The 20,039-nt window shown below is 45.7% G+C and carries 21 protein-coding genes; all 21 read left to right on the plus strand.

Features of this window, described 5'->3' with window-relative positions; all coding sequences use genetic code 11:
* Positions 1–67: 67 nt before the first annotated feature.
* The 21 genes from BM613_RS00095 to BM613_RS00195 all read left to right on the plus strand — a co-directional run bounded on the left by BM613_RS00095 (position 68) and on the right by BM613_RS00195 (position 19,948).
* Positions 68–373, plus strand: coding sequence for a hypothetical protein (locus tag BM613_RS00095; protein WP_109429132.1), 306 nt, complete (start codon positions 68–70; stop codon positions 371–373).
* Complete coding sequence (locus BM613_RS00100) at positions 370–2,439, plus strand: ATP-dependent helicase (protein ID WP_109429133.1); 2,070 nt, start codon at positions 370–372, stop codon at positions 2,437–2,439. The genes BM613_RS00095 and BM613_RS00100 overlap by 4 nt, the downstream gene beginning before the upstream one ends.
* Positions 2,436–3,440, plus strand: coding sequence for a substrate-binding domain-containing protein (locus BM613_RS00105; protein WP_109429134.1), 1,005 nt, complete (start codon positions 2,436–2,438; stop codon positions 3,438–3,440). The genes BM613_RS00100 and BM613_RS00105 overlap by 4 nt, the downstream gene beginning before the upstream one ends.
* Positions 3,441–3,619: 179 nt before the next feature.
* On the plus strand, positions 3,620–4,198 hold the full coding sequence (locus BM613_RS00110; RefSeq protein WP_109429135.1) for an adaptor protein MecA: 579 nt from the start codon (positions 3,620–3,622) through the stop codon (positions 4,196–4,198).
* Positions 4,199–4,306: 108 nt separating this feature from the next.
* Complete coding sequence (locus tag BM613_RS00115; protein WP_109429136.1) at positions 4,307–5,440, plus strand: zinc-binding metallopeptidase family protein; 1,134 nt, start codon at positions 4,307–4,309, stop codon at positions 5,438–5,440.
* Positions 5,437–6,381 (plus strand): D-alanine--D-alanine ligase family protein, encoded by a 945-nt coding sequence (locus BM613_RS00120; RefSeq protein WP_109429137.1) that lies wholly within the window; start codon positions 5,437–5,439, stop codon positions 6,379–6,381. Before BM613_RS00115 ends, BM613_RS00120 begins: the two co-directional genes overlap by 4 nt.
* Before the next feature lie 98 nt (positions 6,382–6,479).
* Positions 6,480–7,742 (plus strand): Glu/Leu/Phe/Val family dehydrogenase, encoded by a 1,263-nt coding sequence (locus tag BM613_RS00125; protein WP_109429138.1) that lies wholly within the window; start codon positions 6,480–6,482, stop codon positions 7,740–7,742.
* A 59-nt stretch (positions 7,743–7,801) separates the two neighbouring features.
* On the plus strand, positions 7,802–8,008 hold the full coding sequence (locus BM613_RS00130) for a hypothetical protein (RefSeq protein ID WP_109429139.1): 207 nt from the start codon (positions 7,802–7,804) through the stop codon (positions 8,006–8,008).
* 147 nt (positions 8,009–8,155) lie between these two features.
* A complete protein-coding gene (gene sleB, locus BM613_RS00135; RefSeq protein WP_109429140.1) occupies positions 8,156–9,160 on the plus strand; it encodes a spore cortex-lytic enzyme in 1,005 nt (334 codons plus the stop codon).
* A 14-nt stretch (positions 9,161–9,174) separates the two neighbouring features.
* A complete protein-coding gene (locus BM613_RS00140; RefSeq protein WP_181362787.1) occupies positions 9,175–10,554 on the plus strand; it encodes a PepSY1/2 domain-containing protein in 1,380 nt (459 codons plus the stop codon).
* Between the two features lie 108 nt (positions 10,555–10,662).
* Entirely contained in the window at positions 10,663–11,337 is a 675-nt protein-coding gene (locus BM613_RS00145) for a flagellar brake protein (RefSeq protein ID WP_109429142.1), read from the plus strand.
* Positions 11,338–11,406: 69 nt separating this feature from the next.
* Complete coding sequence (gene cmk / locus BM613_RS00150) at positions 11,407–12,084, plus strand: (d)CMP kinase (protein ID WP_109429143.1); 678 nt, start codon at positions 11,407–11,409, stop codon at positions 12,082–12,084.
* Between the two features lie 47 nt (positions 12,085–12,131).
* Complete coding sequence (locus BM613_RS00155; RefSeq protein WP_245926177.1) at positions 12,132–12,701, plus strand: lysophospholipid acyltransferase family protein; 570 nt, start codon at positions 12,132–12,134, stop codon at positions 12,699–12,701.
* Positions 12,682–12,990, plus strand: a complete 309-nt coding sequence (locus tag BM613_RS00160; RefSeq protein ID WP_109429145.1) for a hypothetical protein — start codon at positions 12,682–12,684, stop codon at positions 12,988–12,990. The genes BM613_RS00155 and BM613_RS00160 overlap by 20 nt, the downstream gene beginning before the upstream one ends.
* Positions 12,987–14,174 (plus strand): 30S ribosomal protein S1, encoded by a 1,188-nt coding sequence (rpsA, locus tag BM613_RS00165; protein ID WP_109429146.1) that lies wholly within the window; start codon positions 12,987–12,989, stop codon positions 14,172–14,174. The genes BM613_RS00160 and rpsA overlap by 4 nt, the downstream gene beginning before the upstream one ends.
* 57 nt (positions 14,175–14,231) lie before the next feature.
* The gene (locus tag BM613_RS00170) at positions 14,232–15,605 is read left to right on the plus strand and encodes a DUF512 domain-containing protein (RefSeq protein WP_109429147.1); all 1,374 of its coding nucleotides are present in this window, start codon (positions 14,232–14,234) and stop codon (positions 15,603–15,605) included.
* A 25-nt stretch (positions 15,606–15,630) separates the two neighbouring features.
* Entirely contained in the window at positions 15,631–16,965 is a 1,335-nt protein-coding gene (gene der, locus BM613_RS00175) for a ribosome biogenesis GTPase Der (protein ID WP_109429148.1), read from the plus strand.
* A gap of 19 nt (positions 16,966–16,984) precedes the next feature.
* The gene (plsY, locus tag BM613_RS00180; protein WP_109429174.1) at positions 16,985–17,578 is read left to right on the plus strand and encodes a glycerol-3-phosphate 1-O-acyltransferase PlsY; all 594 of its coding nucleotides are present in this window, start codon (positions 16,985–16,987) and stop codon (positions 17,576–17,578) included.
* 35 nt (positions 17,579–17,613) lie between these two features.
* The gene (locus BM613_RS00185; RefSeq protein WP_146192735.1) at positions 17,614–18,681 is read left to right on the plus strand and encodes an NAD(P)H-dependent glycerol-3-phosphate dehydrogenase; all 1,068 of its coding nucleotides are present in this window, start codon (positions 17,614–17,616) and stop codon (positions 18,679–18,681) included.
* Between the two features lie 43 nt (positions 18,682–18,724).
* On the plus strand, positions 18,725–19,105 hold the full coding sequence (gcvH, locus tag BM613_RS00190; protein ID WP_109429149.1) for a glycine cleavage system protein GcvH: 381 nt from the start codon (positions 18,725–18,727) through the stop codon (positions 19,103–19,105).
* Positions 19,106–19,108: 3 nt separating this feature from the next.
* Entirely contained in the window at positions 19,109–19,948 is an 840-nt protein-coding gene (locus tag BM613_RS00195) for a lipoate--protein ligase family protein (RefSeq protein WP_109429150.1), read from the plus strand.
* Positions 19,949–20,039: the final 91 nt, after the last annotated feature.

Below are 20,039 nucleotides of genomic sequence, written 5' to 3' on the forward strand. Positions count from 1 at the left end.
CTTTTGTCAAACCTACTTGAGACGTTCCACCCATATTCATACAACTTCTGTAAAGGAGTAATGCGTGATGGCAGTGCGCGAACACGAAGGAGACGAAAATATCCGCGCGAAACCGACACGAGAAACAAAGTGGGGAACAGATCATTCACTGCGCGACCCATTTGCTGTCATGCGTAAAGAGCGTCGACAACGCATCCAAATGTTGCTGAGTCTATGGGAGGCGCAGATGGTTCGTCTAGAACAGCGTGCGGTAACTTATTTTTTTGAAGCGAATGCTGCACAAATCGCCGACTTGTTTCCCGCAAAACGCAAAGCAGAACAGCGCATTCAAGCATTATCCTTATTCTTGCAAACTCTGGACAACATGCGATGACAGAAAGCGAATTTAAGGCATTGCTCGACTCCCGCTCTCTACATTTAACAAATGAACAATGGGAAGCCATCCGTGAACCTGGACCTGCACTTACCATTTATGCAGGCCCAGGTAGTGGTAAAACAACCGTGTTAACCCTGCGAGCAGCCTATCTGCATTTAGTGAGAAAGATTCGTCCTGAGCAGATTGTCATTTTTACTTTTACGCGTAAAAGTGCAAAAGAACTTCAAGCACGACTTGGCAGTTTTTTACCACCACTAAAAAATGTGATTGCAGGAACGTTTCATTCGCTTTTTTTGCACTGGTTAATGCGCGAAAAACACATCAATCCAAAATTGTGGTCGGCACAGGAGCAAAGAGCGGCCATTGTCACGGTATTAACCGAATTGCGTCTGCCAACTCATCAGGAGGCAAGAGATCAATATGTGCAAAGTGTTTCAAAACTAAAAAACTTGATGCAAGAGTTTAACCGAGACAATCTTATTGATACGCATACACGACAGACACTTAAAGTGTGGGAACGGTACGAGCAGCTCAAGAGAGATCACGGACGTTTTGATTTTGATGACATTTTAAGCGAATTTTATCAAACCATAGAGCATGATCTGGATTTTCGTAAAAGACTTCAAGATATGATATCAGTCGTCATGGTTGATGAATTTCAAGACACTAGTCAAATTCAATGGTTGTCAATAATATTATTATGTAAACAAAAAATTCCCCTTACTGTGGTTGGGGATGATGATCAATCGATTTACCGTTTTCGCGGCGCAAAACCAGATATATTGGCTGCGTTTGAGCATTCTTTTCCTACTACTAAGACGATTGTATTAAAACACAATTTCCGTTCAACAGATCCGATCATTCAACTAGCGACTGAGGTGATCGAACAGGCAGCTACACGGAAACAAAAGCCTTTTACTGGGGTGGTTGGTTCTGGTATACAGCCTTCGCTATCTTGCCATCAGACAGAATGGGCAGAAGCCCTTCAGGTCACACACGAAATCGCGCACCTAGTGCGCATAAATACACACAGTATTGCTGTACTTGCACGAACGCATCGCCAATTGATCTGTGTTGTTGACGCATTGCGCAAGAATCGCATTGCCATACAACCGCTTGACCCACAATTGGATCTTTATAGAGATTATCACGTACAACGATTGTTGTGCGTACTCCGAGCGACGCAATGCACAAGTGATGCTACTGAACAAGACCACATGGAAGCACGTCTAGAATATGGGAAATGGCGGCAAGACTCACTTAAGCAACCGAAACTTGCTACATCGATTGATTTTGACCGTTTTTTGCAAAAAATGAGACATTCAACTGCAAAAACAGCTATAGATGTGGCTCGTGCTGTCTACGATCCTTATTTGTGGCGCGCGCGAAAGAATCGTGGAAACGATGGTACACTTGAACGACTGTACTTACTGTATGAACAAGCTTCAGATGATCAGTCGCTCTCGCAGTGGTTGACAGATATTGATACAGTAATTGCTCAATCACAACAGCGCCAAGTGCACAGCACACAGATCCAGCTATTGACGTTCCACGCGGCGAAGGGTCTAGAATTTGACCATGTGTTTATCATTGGATTACACGCTCACGCAATTCCGCATCAAAGAGCAATGGTAGAAGCGCACAATGAATATGATCGACAGCAGATCTTAGATGAGGAACGCAGATTACTTTATGTGGCTCTAACGCGCTCGCGTTTTCGACTCTCGCTCCATTATGCACAAACGGTTTTGCAGCAACGTACAGAAGTTACGCCCTATTTAAAACCCTTACTTCAAAAGGTTTCTTTTACTTCATCAGCATCTGACGAAACGGATCTTTGGAATCACCAATCAAAGTTTGCGATCCCCACACCGGGGACTGTATTATTTCACAAAATATTCGGTCGCGGCAAGGTCATCTCTGTTGATTCTATGCAAAATGCGGGGCACAAAGTCTGTATAATATTTAATGGACGCGATCGTAAATGTTTTTATTGGGAAATCCTTCAGCAACTTGGCCATCTCTCAGTGAGCACAGATCGCGGAAAGGGGATAAGACAATGAGCGCGACAATTTATGATGTCGCTAGAGAAGCTGGTGTCTCCATGGCAACCGTTTCGCGGGTCATGAATGATACGGCTGTCGTCAAAGAAGAAACGAAAAAACGGGTGCTCGATGCCATTGCTAAACTTTCCTACAGGCCAAATGCGGTTGCGCGTGGACTCGCTAGCAAACGCACAAAAACGATTGGCGTGATTGTCCCAGATGTCTCGGCCGCCTTTATGGCAGAATTAGTTCGTGGCATTGAAGACATCGCCAATATGTATCACTATCACATCATCTTATGCAATTCCGATGGACAATTGGACCGTGAAAGAGATTTGGTCGGAACGATGTGGGAAAAACAAGTAGACGGATTGCTTTTTATGTCTCCCAAATTGCGACAAGAACACATTGATACTTTTGAAGAAGCGCAATTGCCTATTGTCTTATGCCGTACAGATGACCCTGAGAAGCGGATTCCCTCGGTCAATATCAATAATAAACAAGCTGCTATTGATGTGGTAGATTATTTAGCCGCCAAAGGGTGTAAATCAATTGCCTTTGTCGGTGCAAAAGCGGGACTGAAATCACTCACTGATGAGCGGCGTGCCGGATTTCTACAAGCAACTGAACGTAACGCCATCACTTCACAACTCATTGATGTACCCAGTGAAACGTATTCTGGAGCATTAAAATTCCTTAAAGACGCATTACAGACTTCTCCTGTGCGAGCAATCGTCGCAGCAAATGACGAACTCGCTATCGCAGCGGAACATGTTGCTCAAGACCTAAAGTTACGAATTCCCGAGGATGTCATGATTGTTGGCTTTGATAACACGAAGTTGACAGAGATGAGCCGCCCACCACTTACGACGGTTGCTCAGTCTATGTATGACTACGGGGCCGTTGCCATGCGATTTTTAACAAAACTTTTGAGTGATGAACCCATAAGCACATATACGGTAGTTTTGCCGCATCAAATTTTAGAAAGAGAATCTACAGCGCCTAAATTTGTAAAGTGAAGAGAAATGGACAAACGCCCAATTTAGGTGAGATCATGCCAGAATCCGTGTAATTTCCACTAGCATCTTGGTGCGAATGTGAGTATGATTACAGAAAAGATTGAAGTACGCTGCATCAGCTATCGCTGGTTCTATTGTCAGACGGATGCATGTGCTCGCTTCGAAGGGATGGGATGTGCGTGCGAGTAGAAAAGATAGCAAGGAATAAGTTGCGTATCTTTATCAGTTACGACGACCTTGAGGCGCGGGGCATCGACCGTGATGAAATGTGGCAAAACGGTAAGAAAGTTCAAGAATTATTCTGGGATATGCTCGAAGTGGCTTATGCAGAAGTCGGATTTGAAATTGCTGGACCGATTGCAGTAGAAGCTTTCACAATGCCGACAGAAGGCGTGGTGCTGATCGTGACGCAAGTGCCTAGCCTCCCCCCTGCATCAGGTGAACAAGACGAAGAAACATTAAAACGCGATCCATTTGGGTCATTCGTCTTTGCTTTTCAGGATTTTGAAGACGTCGTACAAGTTGTCCGTCCACTTAGTTATCTATTCCCCGTGGACTGTTCGCTGTTCTATTACAAAGATAAATATCATTTGTCATTTGACGACGAGACAATTCCTGAAAGCCACTACGATTTAGTTTGGGCGATCTTACAAGAACATGGTGAATTAGCCCCTGTGACTTCTGCAGTGCTTGAGGAGTATGGGAAGTGTATCGCCGATGGAAACGCGCTTGAAGTAATTCGTCGTCACTTTGCCTAAGAAAGATCCAGGGAGAGGGAGCGTTGCTCTCGCTAACTGGATCTTCGTTACTTTATCTGACACATCAAGGCATAGAAGCATTCATGGCCTAGAAGGGATTGCAATGGAGTGGCATCACCTTACAATCTCATTGACGAGAAACTACAGACAGAGCTTCTCGACTTAGCTCTCACTCTACAACAAACTCCTGAACTTGCTTACGAAGAATGGAAAACCGTAGAGATTTGGAGTGAATTTGCAAAACGTCATGATTTGCCTTTAAGTTTCGGATTAGAGGGACTAGCGCCGATTATTTCCTTAGGCGATGTAAAGCAGGCAAAGATACGGATTGTAATCACCGCTGATCTCGACGCGATTCAACTAGGTGAAAACGGACCGATTGGCCATTTTTGCGGTCATCATGCCCAATCTGTTCATGCGTTAGGACTCGCTATAACCATTAAAAACAAATGGTATTTCGAACGTGATTTGGCATTGCAAATTGTCGGTTGTCCTGCAGAAGAGGCGCGACCAGCTTATGATCCACACTTTCCTTTACCATTTCAACCTGGGAAATCAAAATTGCTGCAAGAGGGTATTTTTGATGGGGCAACCATGGTGCTTAGTACACATTTAGATGAAAATTGCCCCAATCCTGAAATTCGCCTCATTGACGGTGTAAACGGTGGAGTTTGGATCCGGGCGCACGTTAGTGATGCGAATTTTCGCCTGCAGTCAGTGAAAGCAACAGATCGTGTCGCAGAAGCTATCCGCGATTGTTACATCAAGCGCTTTGGTGAGTTGATTTCCACTGTGTCTACTCGTCGTTTTGCAAGGTACATAGATATTTGGATTGAAATAGATCCTCATAAGCCAAATCCTGAGCATGCAATGATTCAAGATCTTGTGCACGTTACATCAATCTGCTTAGCGGCACGTGCTGAACTCATTGTTTTTTACCCTCCGCTGCGCCATAGTAAAAAATTGCAGCGTTACGCACAAAGTGTATTACGGACATGGGATTCTGGCGTAAGAGTGAGAGAGACGGCTTTTCAAAAAGGAGCAACAGATTTAGGAGAAATCAGCTCGCGCGTCCCTACTTTGCAAGTTCTGATCGGGGGTACAACGGGAAATACTCATGAAACCTCTTTTGCTGTAGGGAATCCTTTATTTTCCTATCTTTGGCCGATTGTATTCCTCCAAAAAATGATTGAACGCATCTTACATGAGCAAAACGAAAGTGAAGGGGGCATATTCCTGTGAAAATAGCCGTGTTGTACGGTGGAAAATCTGCAGAGCGAGAAGTTTCGTTAGCGACAGGTCGAGAAATGATTCAAGCACTACAAGGACTTAATCATGAAGTATTGGGCATTGATCTTACTGAGCAGTTTTTCGAAACGCTGCAATCTTTCCAGCCTGACGTTGTTGTGATCGGACTGCATGGCCGTTTTGGAGAAGATGGAACTGTACAAGGCGCGCTAGAATTGCTTGGCTATCCTTATGTAGGGTCAGGCGTACTTGCAAGTGCGCTAGCCATGGATAAATTTATGACGAAAAATATTCTGGCACAGGCAGGTATTCCAGTAGCAAAACACGTAGTAGTAAAACAAGCGGACAGCCAAGCTCTTCCTTCGGCATTTTTTGAAGAGATTGGAACGAAGTTGGGGTGGCCGCTTATCATTAAACCCAATCGCGAGGGATCTACGATTGGGTTAACTTTAGCACATGACATTTCTGAAGCCGAGCACGGTTTGCGTTTAGCCCTGCGCTATGATGCACAAGTTTTAATTGAACAGTATATCAAAGGCACAGAAGTGACGGTTGCATTAACTGGCGACACAAACTCACCAGAAGTTCTTGGCATCATTGAAATCATCCCTACAGCTGAACTATATGACTATCATTCCAAATATCAGACAGGAGGCAGTCAACACATTATTCCGGCGAGATTGCCCAAAGAGCAAATGGAACTTATTGAGCTACTGGCTAAAAAAGCATATACCGCGATTCAGTGCATGGATTATGCACGCATTGACTTTATTGTCGGCGCGCAAGGTCCTATTGCCCTTGAGGTCAACACGTTGCCAGGAATGACTGCCACAAGTCTGGTCCCAGACGCTGCAAAAGCAAAGGGGATCGAATTTCCTGAGTTTCTTTTTGGACTTGTGCAGCGGGCATATCAGCGTTCGTTACATGCACAGTAAATGAGAAGGGTGTAGATTTGACCATTTTTCCATCCTGCTGTTATACTGTCCATGGAAAAAAGAACTCGTTTATCGTATTTCTAAAAGGTGGCGAAAGCATGTCGCAAAACGACTCGGCAGCTGAGAATCTAAACGTATTAACGAGCACGCAAGCTGTCATCAAAGAAGCTCTTACAAAACTTGGTTACGGACCCGAGATGTATGAACTGCTAAAGGAGCCCTTGCGAACACTTACTGTTCGGATCCCTGTGCGTATGGACGATGGTACGACAAAAGTTTTTACAGGGTATCGAGCACAACACAGTGATGCGATTGGCCCAGCAAAAGGTGGAATCCGTTTTCATCCTGATGTCACGGAAGATGAAGTAAAAGCTTTATCCATTTGGATGAGTGTCAAGTGCGGCATTGCCAATTTGCCCTATGGCGGAGGAAAAGGCGGGGTCATTTGTGATCCGCGTGAAATGTCGTTCCGTGAACAAGAGCGGCTTGCACGCGCCTATGTTCGTGCGATCAGCCAGATTGTCGGTCCTACAAAAGACATCCCTGCACCTGATGTGATGACCAATTCACAAGTTATGGCTTGGATGATGGACGAGTATAGTCGCATCAAAGAATTTGATTCGCCAAATTTTATTACGGGAAAACCTGTTGCACTTGGGGGATCGCTTGGACGCGACACGTCGACAGCACGCGGCGTAGCGATCTGCATTCGCGAAGCAGCACGCGTGAAAGGAATAACATTAAAAGGAAGTCGAGTGGTTGTTCAAGGATTCGGAAATGCAGGAAGCTATTTGGCTAAATTCATGCACGATGCTGGGGCTAAAGTGATTGCAATCTCTGATGCTTACGGTGCGCTGTACGATGAGAATGGCTTGGACATTGATTCACTGCTCGAGCGTCGCGATTCGTTTGGAACTGTAACAAAATTATTTAAAAATACGATTTCCAACAAAGAACTTTTAGAACTAGATTGTGATATTCTCGTTCCCGCAGCAATTGAAAATCAAATCACATTGGCAAATGCAAACCATATTAAAGCAAAAATCATCGTAGAAGCTGCGAATGGACCAACAACGATGGAAGCCACCCGCATTCTAACGGAACGAGATATCTTACTTGTTCCTGATGTGCTGGGTAATTCTGGCGGTGTGATTGTATCCTATTTTGAATGGGTACAAAATAATCAAGGATATTATTGGACGGAAGAAGAAGTCATGACTCGACTTGAAGAATTGATGGTGCGATCATTTGAAACTGTGTATAATACAGCCCAGGCACGCAAAATCGACATGCGACTCGCTGCTTATATGGTGGGGGTTCGCCGTTTGGCAGAGGCTGTAGAATTGCGCGGATGGGTATGATGACTTCACATACGAGATCATACTGGAAACGTTGGTGGTGTTCTTAGGAGGTTATCGACATGCGTTCGGAGTCTACGACGCTCCAAGAGATAGGCAGTGAACTGGATGTTCCCAGCGGCAGAGTTAAAATCCATATTCGTTGTCGCAAATGCGGTGAAGTGTTTATCCTACGAGGCGTCCGCGATGTCCGCGGGCATGTAGAAACAGGGTTTCGCCGTTGTCTGTGCGATAACGACAAGGACTTTGATATTGAAACACTGGCGTGATAAAGTTTCTCACGCATCAGGAACAGAAAAAAGGCAACAGCCATCTGGCTGTTGCCTTTTTTCTGTTCTCTTACATAGTCGGGTACGCATTGTACAACACTACAAGAGGGCACAGGCGATGACGTGAATTTTAGGGGGATGTAGGTTATGAGTTGGATAAAACGTATCGCAAGAATAACCGCTATGCTCGGTATTGTTCTGTCACTTTGGGGATTACCACAGGGTGCAGTCATGGCAGACACATTAACGATTGGCAGTCAAGGTCAAGATGTTATCGATTTACAAAGCCGTCTTGGCTATCTCGGGTATTATCATGGCACTTTAACCGGAACCTACACAGATCTTACAGCAGCGGCAGTTCGTAATTTTCAATCCGCTTTTGGCATGCCGGTGACAGGACAGTACGACGCGCAAACAGCACAACGATTGCATCTAGCAACTGCGGGGTGGCCTGGTGTCGGGCGTCGCGGACCACAAATCAGTGAGTTGCAAAGTCGTTTGAAATTTCTTGGATACTATACAGGACCAATCAATGGCATTTATGATTGGCGCACTTATTGGGCTGTTCGCGATTTTCAATATGCCTTTGGCATGCCTGTCAACGGTTCTCTCACCGCGCAAACATGGGACAAACTTGACAAAGCAACCGTCAATTGGCCGGGAAATCAACAAACGCAAGCAGCTTCATCAAATACTGCGACACCCCCCGCTTCTTCGCAAACGACAAATACCGCACAAAATAATCAAACTGCCACATCTGTAGTGAATGTAGCAAATTCAGGTGGGACTGACGGCTTTTCGCAAAACGATATCAACCTCATGGCTCATGTAGTATATGGCGAAGCGCGCAATCAGCCTTTTGTCGGTCAAGTCGCTGTAGCCGCTGTTATCTTAAATCGTTATCACAGCAATTTATTCCCACACTCCATTCCAGCTATTATCTATCAGCCGGGTGCATTTACGTCAATTTCTAATGGCCAAGCTTGGCTTGGATTGCATCAAGAAAACGTCCGCGCGGTCATGGACGCGATTCATGGGTGGGATCCTACAAATGGTGCATTGTATTACTGGAATCCCGCAACTTCGACGTCACAATGGATTTGGTCGCAACCGATTATGCTCCGAATCGGCAACCACGTGTTTGCGAAATAGGAGGGAGAAGAAACATGAAGAAGAAACGCGTTAAACGGACGTCAGCAGGATGGGTCATCCCCGCTTTAGCATTAGGTTTCATTGGTATGTCGTTGTATGGTTATCAAGAACATCGCTTGCAAGCTGCTTCTCTTGCTGAGTTAGAATCTGGGTATCAATCGGCTTTTCACAGTATGATCTATAATCTAGATGAATTACAAGATGCACTCGCAAATGCGTTAGTCCCAAAATCAGGGGGAGAAATCGTTCGGCAACTGCATCTTGCTGCAAGTGAAGCTGCGAGAGCTGAGTCGTATGCCAGTCATCTTCCTGAAACTCTTACCCAGCAGAGTGGGTTACAGCGTTTTTTAGGTACAATGATTCAAAAAACAGAAGCCCTTTCTGATCAGCATGCAAATGGAACTCCATTTAGCACAAATGAGCGCAAACAAATTCAATTTCTCTATCGCGAAGCAACAGATGTCGAACGAGCTGCAAGAAGTGTACAGACGCAAATGATGCAGCACAAAAACACGATCATTCACATGACAAGTACTTTTGCGGCTCCAACTTTTACGGTTACCCAACAAGCGAAACAGTATTTTTCAGAAATCGGCAAGCACGTTCCTAAGCTGAACATTCAAGATGCGATGACAAAGCCGCACGAGGAATCCAATTCCCATTTTCACAGCGTTCAAACGAATACATCCACAGGGCCTTGGATTGATTCAGCAACTGCCATCGCACGTGCGCGCAGCGTGCTAGGTGTAAGTTCACGGGCGCACGCTACTGCTGAATCACTTGGCTTAGGGTACGGAGTTCCTGGATATCTCATCACCGTATCTCCGACGCCAAAAGCGGCGCCAAGTTATGTCGCTATCACCAAGCACGGAGGAGCCATTCTCTGGATGGCACGTGATGGTTTAGTGGTGGCCGGACGCCCACGCCTTTCAGTAGAACAAGGCGCACGCGATGCCGAACGCTTCCTCCAACAACAAAGATTAACTGGGTTCATTGAAGAAAAGGCTGTTGCATATGACGGAATGGCGAATTATACTTTTGTCCCTTTACATTCCGGCGTTCGCCTCTTAACTGAACCGGTGCTCATGAAGATAGACTTAACTACGGGTGACGTTACACACTACGATGCCACTAAATTCCTTACGGCACAACCAGTCAACATCTCGCTACAACATCGACTAACACCAGAGCAGGCAAAAGAAGCGTTACATCCCGATTTTCACATTACCAGCATCCATTTAGCTCTCATTGAAAACAGTTCACATCAACCAGTCCTTGCGTATGATATTGCGGGGCAAAGCGTTTACAATGTCTTTCATGTGGATGTGGATGCAAATACAGGACAAGTTCTCAAGATTGACAAATTGACAAAGGCAGAGACACGAAACATATAGTGATCAAATGATGCGAAGTGATCCATTCACTTAGTAGAGAGGTGATGCCACCTCTCTTTTATGTTTTTCTAAACCACGTTATAATCAAGAGACGAGCGGGGTGAAACGATGGCATTACCTAAATTAGGACAAAAGATATCAATTGTGCGTTTGCACGATAATGTCCGCGCTGATGCACGAGTCATTGATCTGACGAAAACTGCTGTGTTTTTTGATATTCCTATGATTACAAATCGCCGCGAAGAATTGTCCTTCATGATAAATGATCTCGTACTCATTACGTATTCCGCAATGGATGGCTCGCTTCATCAGTTTGAAACATCCATTGTGCGTCAAGTGACTGTAGGAGCGCTACGCGGATATGAAATTCCGCGCCCGGCTACAGAGAGCATCAAGCGCATTCAGCGACGTGCGTTTGTGCGTGTCCCGGCGACGTTTCCAGTTGCCTTCCTTGTCACCAAAAAAGAAGGCGAACAAACACTTTTGCGTGGCAAGGGGATGACGCATGATATTAGTGCTGGGGGTATGCGATTTCACCCAGACGCAGCAGTTGCAATTGAACCTGGAGATGCGATCACGGTTCAGTTTTCACTGCCAAACGATGCACCATCACTTTCACCGATTAGTGCGAAAGGACTTGTTTTACGCGCACATCCACACGAAGTGCTGCCTTCTCCTGTCTTTTCCATTCGTTTTACTGACATCTCAAGCTCCGCCCAGCAGCGCATTATCCAGTATGCGTTTAAACGCCAACTCGAGTTGCGCGCCAAAGGGCTTGGTTAAAAGGAGTAAACTTTTTTGCAATGCTCCACTTGATTCTTTACTAGAGAGGACGATACTTTTCACGTGACCATGTATATCGCTATTGACGGTCCGGCAGGAGCAGGGAAAAGCACAGTTGCACAACGTGTCGCGAATCGGCTCTCTATTCCTTATATTGACACAGGCGCTATGTATCGTAGTGTAACTTGGAATGCACTACGCATGGGGATTTCCATTCATGATGAAATACATCTCGCGCAGCTTGCGGAATCACTTGACATTCACTTCATTCCAGGAGCACAAGGTCAAACGGTCTACCTTGGAGGAGAAGATGTGACACAAGCGATCCGCAGTTCTGAAGTTGGGGCGCTTGTCTCTACAGTTGCAATGCATCGCTTGGTGCGCGAGAAACTCGTAGAACGACAAAGAAAAATGGCGAGCGAAGCAACTGGTGTTGTCATGGATGGACGTGATATTGGAACGCACGTACTGAAAGATGCTGACGTCAAGATCTACTTGACTGCCTCTCTTGAAACGCGTGCCAAACGACGCTATGACGAATTAGTGCGCGAAGGGTATAAAGGAACCTATGCAGATGTACTTGAGACGGTTGCAAAACGTGATGAAAATGACGAACAGCGAACAGCTTCACCTTTACGGAAAGCACAAGATGCTGTCTTACTTGACACGACGACACTTTCAGTTGATGAGGTCGTAGAAATGATCGTCGCACTTTGTGAATATCGCCAATTAAGGAAAAGGAGTTAGCCCTAAAACTTATGTATTATATCGGTCGCTTTGCGGTCAAACTGTTGATGAGCCTGATTTTCCGAATATCTGTTCAAGGTGCAAATCATATACCCGAACAAGGAGCATTACTTATTTGTTCGCGCCACATCTCTAATTGGGATCCGCTACTTATCGGTATCTCTATGAAACGTCCAGTTTCCTTCATGGCTAAAGAGGAATTATTTCGCTTTAAGCCACTTGGTATGCTGATAAAATCTGTCCACGGTTTTCCCATTCATCGGGGTGGTAATGATCGCGCAGCCATTAAAACTGCACTTCACATTCTCAGTTTAGGCGGTGCACTTGTGCTTTTTCCAGAAGGTACAAGAAATCGCACGGGGAAAGGACTTAACCCATTACAACGAGGAGCTGCTTTGCTAGCAAGTCGCTCACAAGCAGCGATTTTGCCGGTTGCCATTATAGGTCCTTATCGCTTATTTGGCAAAGTGCGCATCGTTTTTGGTGAACCTTTTGTCGTGATGCCAGAAGCAGCAAAAGCTGCTGAGCTCTCAATCGCTGAATTTGCCGAAGCTAGGATTGCGTCCGCTATGTATGATGTATTGGAGGAAGCCACTCGTGATTCAGCGCATTCTTGAAATTTTCGCAGTGGGACTTTTTGCGTTTTTTGCGTTATGGCTGTACAGTGGAGTATTGGGAGCAGTACCAAACGAAGATGCCAAAAAGCGTAGAAGAGTCGTCCGGAACATGCGCAAAGTCGGCGCTGTTTTTATTGCGTACGCACTGGCAATTGGTTCTTTCTATCGCTTTCATGTACTATCACTTACATGGGCGGTCATTCTGTACATTCCGGTCATCCTTGGTTTTTTTGCGGGACTGCGCAAACTACAGCCATATCTGCGGCCGGATAAGGAGGAAATACAATGACAGAACAGACTTCAAATCAGGAAACCACGCAGCAAAGCAATGAGAGTACAGACCAACTACATGTTGGAGCAATTGTAGAAGCGACCGTAACCGCAGTAGCAGCAAATGTAGTTCACGCAGAGTTCGGCTCTCAAAAAATTGGACAAATCACGCGCAAAGAATGGTCAGATGTTCGCCTCTCGACCCTTGAAGGGGTAGTTGCGGTAGGTGAACGCATTCTCGCAAAAATCATCGATCTTGGCGATGCAGCGCATCCTTTGCAACTCTCGCGCAAAGACGCTGTCAATGCAGAAACTTGGGCCGTTTTACGCGAGCGCTTCGAGCATCAAGTAACTTTTCCAGTAAAGATCTTGTCTGCAGTAAAAGGTGGACTTGTGGCTGACGTAGAAGGGTTACGCGCGTTTCTTCCCGCTTCATTAATCGATTTTCACTTTCAAAGCGATTTAAGCATTTACGAAGGAAAAACCATTGCTGTCATCCTAACGGAATTGGATGAACAACAACGGCGCTTAATTATTTCTCGAAAACATGCAATAGAAAAGGAACAGCAATCACTTCGCACACAAAAGTTGCGAGAATTTGAAGTTGGACAAATTGTGACAGGTACGGTTGCTCGCTTAACACCTTTTGGCGCTTTTATCGATTTGGGCGGAGTCGATGGACTCTTGCACGTTTCCGAAATGTCATTTGCGCGCGTAAAGAGTCCTGAAGATGTGGTTCACCCCGGAGATCAAGTACGCGTGAAAGTGTTGCGCATTGATCCTGACCAAGGGAAAATTTCTTTAAGTATGAAACTTGAAGACACCAATCCTTGGCGCAGCGTTTCAGAACAGTTTCATGTCGGACAGATTGTCTCGGGAACAGTAAAAAGACTCGCATCATTTGGAGCTTTTGTTGAAGTTGCCCCGGGAATTGAAGGACTTGTCCATATTTCTCAGTTGTCCAGCGGCCGAGTCGAATCGCCTGCTGCTGTTGTGACACCCGGTGATCAGGTGCGCGTAAAAATCCTCGAATTGAAACCCGAAGAAGAGCGAATGTCACTATCCATTCGAGAAGCTGTGAAAGAGCAACAAAAGCCTGCTGTCACGCGACAACCAACACAGACGCAGACAAAGGCAGAACCGACGAGCGCGACATTAGGGGAATTATTTGGTGATGTCCTTAGAGAAAAATTTAAATTGTAATTGACGTTATCCGCTATTTTTTGCGATAATGTCGCAATGGTTAGGGGGGCAAGCGTGATGCCAAAAGTGCTAACTGTAGCTCCTGGTTCACTAGCTGAAGAACTGCAAATTGAACCAGGAGATGACATTGTCGCAATTAATGGACAGCCCATTCGCGATGTCATTGATCTGCAATTCGCTTTAGCTGGAGAAGAGATTTCCCTCGATGTTCGCAAGAGCAATGGGGAAGAATGGATCATTGAAGTAGAAAAAGAGTACGACGAAACACTAGGCGTTGAGTGGGAACACGCTACAGTTGACAAAGTTCGGTTATGTCACAACAAGTGCGTATTTTGCTTTGTCGATCAAGTGCCTAAAAACATGCGCAAAACATTAAATATGCGCGATGACGATTATCGACTATCCTTTTTGCACGGAAACTTTGTGACCTTAACGAATTTGCGTGAAGGCGAATTAGAACGCATTGCGGCGTTACGTATGTCGCCACTCAATATCAGCGTTCACACAACAAATCCAGAACTGCGTGAACGAATGCTTGGAAATAAAAAATCTGGAGAGATTCTTGCCCAGATTGCGTATCTCGCACAACACGAAATTGAAATGAATACACAAATTGTGTTGTGCCCTGGATGGAATGATGGAACGGAACTCGATCGCACGATTGAAGACTTAGCACAATTTTACCCTGCAGTGCGAACTCTGTCAGTTGTCCCAGTCGGATTGACGAAACATCGCCGTGGATTGGCTGATTTGCGAAACTGTACAGCTGCTGAAGCGCGTCATGTGACTGCTCAAATTGCAAACTGGCAAGAGCGCTTACGCCCTCGTTTGGGCGTGAATTTTGTTCATGCTGCAGATGAATTTTATTGTATTGGAGACAGTGAAATCCCGTCTGCGCTATATTATGATGAATTTGCTCAGATCGAAAATGGCGTCGGTTTATTGCGAACACTACTTGATGAGTTTGCCGTGCTTGAAAAAAAATTGCCGCAAAAACTTTCTCGCAAACGTCATGTCGCTGTGGTCACAGGCGTTTCAGCACAAAAAATCATCCGGCAAGTCGCAGAACGATTAAATGCCATTCGTGGATTGACCGTAGATGTTCATATTGTTTCCAATGATTTCTATGGCGATCAAGTAACCGTAACAGGTTTAATTACAGGACAAGACATCGTCAAACAGTTAAAAAATCAAATTGCAGCAGACACGGTTCTTCTTCCAGATGTCATGTTAAAAGACGATGCGGATATTTTCCTTGACGATTATGAAGTTGAACAAGTCCGAGATCAATTGCAAAAGGAGATTCTTGTCGTACCGCCAAATGCGAGTGGACTGGTTTATGGCGCACTTGGAAAAACCCATGCATTACCTGCGCGGCGGCGCTATGAAGCAACTTTTGCTCGTGTCCAAAATGCCGTCAGTGGCAGTTAACTTGTTTTGAAAGGAGGGAATAGATATGGCAGCACCCGTTATGGCAATTGTAGGAACGCCAAATGTAGGAAAGTCAACGTTATTCAACCGGATTGTTGGACAACGTCTTGCCATTGTTGAGGATCGACCTGGTATTACCCGAGATCGCATCTATGCTTCTACCGAGTGGCGCTCACGGTCCTTTCGCGTTATTGATACAGGGGGATTAGAACTTGGACAAGTAGATGCGATCGCTACACGCATTCGGGCACAAGTCGAACTCGCGATTGATGAAGCAGAGGTCATCGTGTTTGTCGTAGATGGAGTAGTTGGTCTGACGTCAGCTGACGAAGAAATTGCAAACCTCTTGCGCAGATCAGGAAAACCAGTTATTGTTGCGGTAAATAAGTTGGATCGCGCGGAGCGAAACGCTCTGGCGTATGATTTCTATGGACTTGGTTTTGATAAGACGATAGGAATCTCTGCTGAACACGCTTTAGGGATTGGTGATTTATTAGACGCTGTCTTTGACTATTTCCCGCCTGCGAGCACTGACCTAGATCAGATTGATGAAGACGCAATTAAAGTTGCAGTAATTGGTCGACCCAATGTGGGTAAATCATCCTTGATCAATGCGATTCTTGGGGAAGATCGCGTTCTAGTCAGTGAAGTTGCAGGAACGACGCGCGATGCGATCGATACAGCATTTACGATGGATGAGACGCGGTTTGTTTTGATCGATACAGCTGGTATGCGCAAAAGAGGGAAAGTGTACGAAGCAACAGAAAAATACAGCGTCTTACGTGCCCTGCGTGCGATTGAACGCTGTGATGTTGCGGTTCTAGTCATTGATGCAGACTCAGGAATCATCGAACAAGACAAGCGTGTTGTTGGATATGCGCTGGATGCAGGCAAAGCAATTGTCGTGGCTGTAAACAAGTGGGATGCAATTGAGAAAAACGGGAAAACTGCACAGGAATTTGAAAAGATGATCCGCTCTCATTTTCCTTTTCTTTCTTGGGCACCTATTGTTTTTGTCTCGGCAAAGACGCGTCAACGTGTTCGGCGTGTTCTTGAGATTGCTGCGGAGGCGGCAGAAAATCACGCACAACGCATTGCTACCTCGACTGTAAACACCATTGTTCAAGAAGCTGTCGCTATGGTGCCACCGCCGACGGATAAAGGAAAGCGTTTAAAAATTCTGTACGCGACACAAGTAGCTGTTAAGCCTCCGACGTTTGCTATATTTGTAAATCGTGCAGAAATGATGCATTTTTCTTATGAGCGGTATTTAGAAAATAAATTGCGAGAATCATTTGGATTCCTTGGGACTCCGATGCGTATTCTCATTCGCGAGCGCAACTCGCATGAGCGAAACTAGCTTTACTCCGTTAAGGGGGATCGTGATGCTCTTTCTAAGTATTATATTTGCTTATTTGCTTGGAGCGATCAGCAGTAGTTACATTGCTGGGAAAGTGGCGTCTGGTGTCGATATTCGCGATCATGGAAGCGGCAATGCAGGAGCAACCAACACGCTACGCGTGCTCGGTCCAAAACTTGCACTGCTGGTACTTGTCGCTGACATCGTTAAGGGAATTCTTGCCATCGCGTTTGCCCATCTCGCGACAAACGGCTCGCAGTGGGCGATGGCGCTTTCTGGGTTAGCGGCAATTATTGGTCATAATTGGCCGATCTATTTTAACTTTCGCGGCGGCAAAGGAGTTGCCACTACCATTGGTGTTTTAGCTACACTTAGTTTTCCACCAGCTCTATACGCGGGTTTAGTGGCGATTGCACTCTTGTTACTCACACGCTATGTCTCATTAGCTGCGCTCACTTTTGTTACACTTACTCCTATTTTTCAAATCGCGATGCATACACCCGCTCCTTATATCTGGGTTAGTGTCATCATTTTACTTATGACATTTTGGCGTCATCGAACAAATATTACGCGCCTGCGCAAGGGCGTAGAACATCGCATTTTTTCCCGCTAACACGATCACGGTAGAGAAACGGAGTATAACGGCCGATGAATGCCGAAACAAGTTTGATCCAGCGTATCGCGGTGGTAGGCGCAGGGAGTTTTGGATCTGCACTCGCGTCCGTATTTGCGACAAACGGTCATGAGGTGACACTGCTTGCTCGCCGCGACTCGCTCATACAAGAAATTAACCAACATCATACAAATAAGCAGTATCTACCAGGCGTCTCGCTCCATCCAGCAATATTTGCAACATCGGACGAAAAGCACATTGCGAATGCCGATCTGATCGTGCTTGTTGTCCCTTCTCACGCAATGCGCGAAACCTGTGAACGCATTGCACCACTGCTGCAGTCAAAGAGTAAAGTGAAAGTTGCTCATGCGACTAAAGGGCTTGAAGTCGGAACGATGGCACGTATGTCAACGGTCATTTTAGATTCTTGCCCATTCTTGCAAGAACAAAATCTTGCTGTTCTAAGTGGACCCAGTCATGCTGAAGAGGTATCGCGCGAACTGCCCACAACACTTGTCGTCGCTAGTGCGTCTAAAAGTACTGCGGAATACATCCAAGATATGCTGATGAATCGAGTGCTTCGCGTATATACCAATCCAGACGTGGTGGGCGCTGAACTTGGGGGCGCATTAAAAAACATCATCGCTTTAGGGTGCGGCATTTCAGATGGGCTTGGTTATGGGGACAACGCGCGGGCTGCGATCATGACACGTGGATTAGTTGAAATTTCACGACTTGGGATTCGTCTAGGAGCTGCTTTTAATACTTTTTCTGGCTTGACGGGTGTAGGGGATCTCATTGTAACCTGTACAAGTCGTCACAGCAGAAATTGGAACGCTGGCTACTTGCTAGGGCAGGGGTTTTCATTGGACGATGCCCTTCAAAAAGTCGGAATGGTCGTAGAGGGCGTTCGAACTACGAAAGTTGCACTTGCTGTAGCAAATGAAGTCGCAGTACCCATGCCTATTGCCTCTGCAATTGGAGATATTCTTTTTAACCAAAAAAGTCCGCGCCTTGCAGTGGATGAATTGATGTCGCGAACCAGAACACATGAAATGGAGCCGTTCATTCAAGACGCGACAACTGGCTGGATGTTTCCTTAAGTGATACAATGACAAACATACATATTGCGAGGAGGTCAAACAAATGAGTCAAGCACCAGAGAATTTGTTGTATACGAAAGAGCATGAGTGGGTTCGCATGGAAGGTACCACTGCTTATATTGGGATTACTGATTTTGCTCAAAGTGAACTCGGCGACATTGTGTTTGTTGAATTGCCAGATGTAGGATCAAGTGTCCAAGCGGGTGAAACATTTGGAACTGTTGAATCTGTAAAGACTGTTTCAGATCTTTATGCACCTGTGAGTGGAAAGGTCGTCAAGATAAATTCAGAACTCGCGGATACGCCAGAAAAGGTGAATGAACAACCATATGAAGGTGGTTGGATGATCGCTGTGGAAATTGAGTCAGATCATCCTGAAGGTCTGCTTTCTGCAAAAGAATATCAATCACTCATTGCGGAGTAAGTCATGTGGCAGCCAAATCAATTTCGCCTATTGGATACGGGTGTGCACAGTGCCGCGTATAACATGGCGTTAGACGAAGCGATTCTCATGCGTGTTGGAGCAGGAGAAGCGCCTCCAACATTGCGATTTTATGCTTGGGATCGACCTACCATTTCGATCGGTTACTTTCAGCGTGTCGACCGTGATGTGGATCGCAGTCGTGTAAATGCGCGCGGGTTCTCCTTAGTTCGTAGAATGACGGGTGGACGAGCCGTTTTGCACGATAAAGAATTAACGTATAGCGTCATTGTGCCTGGTGATCATCCGCTCGCAAAAGCGTCAGTCGTGGAATCCTATCGCCAGCTATCTCAGGGTCTTTGCGAAGGATTCATTGAACTTGGCGTTCATGCAGAAGTTGTATCCCTTGCACAAGAGTCTGAGCGAGCCAAATATGCGACACTAGGATCGGCAGCTTGCTTTGATTCACCCTCTTGGTATGAGCTTGTTGTCGAAGGCAAGAAAATCGCTGGAAGTGCTCAAGTGCGCGCCCATAATGGACTGCTTCAACACGGTGCTTTGCTCCTTGACCTTGAACCAGACGACTTGTTTGACGTTTTGACTTTTCGCTCAGAAGCAGAGCGCAGTCGCACACGCAAGGAATTTGATGAGCGTGCGATTAGTGTACGACAACTTACCTCGCGCGAAATCACGTATGAACAAGCAGCTGCTGCATTTGCGAAAGGATTCGCGAAGGGGTTGGACTTGGAACTTATTCCGCATGCTATCAGTGCACAAGAACATCAGGATGCACTGCACCTAATGGAAGAAAAATACACAAACGACAGTTGGACTTTACGGCGCTAATTGTCTTTTATGCTCCGCAATGTTTGCAAGCAGATAGTCGTGCAAGAAGCACGCATTATCTGCTTGTTTTGCTTTGTACAAAAGATTCCCC

This window comes from Sulfoacidibacillus thermotolerans (assembly GCF_003144315.1).
Classification (GTDB): domain Bacteria; phylum Bacillota; class Bacilli; order Alicyclobacillales; family SLC66; genus Sulfoacidibacillus; species Sulfoacidibacillus thermotolerans.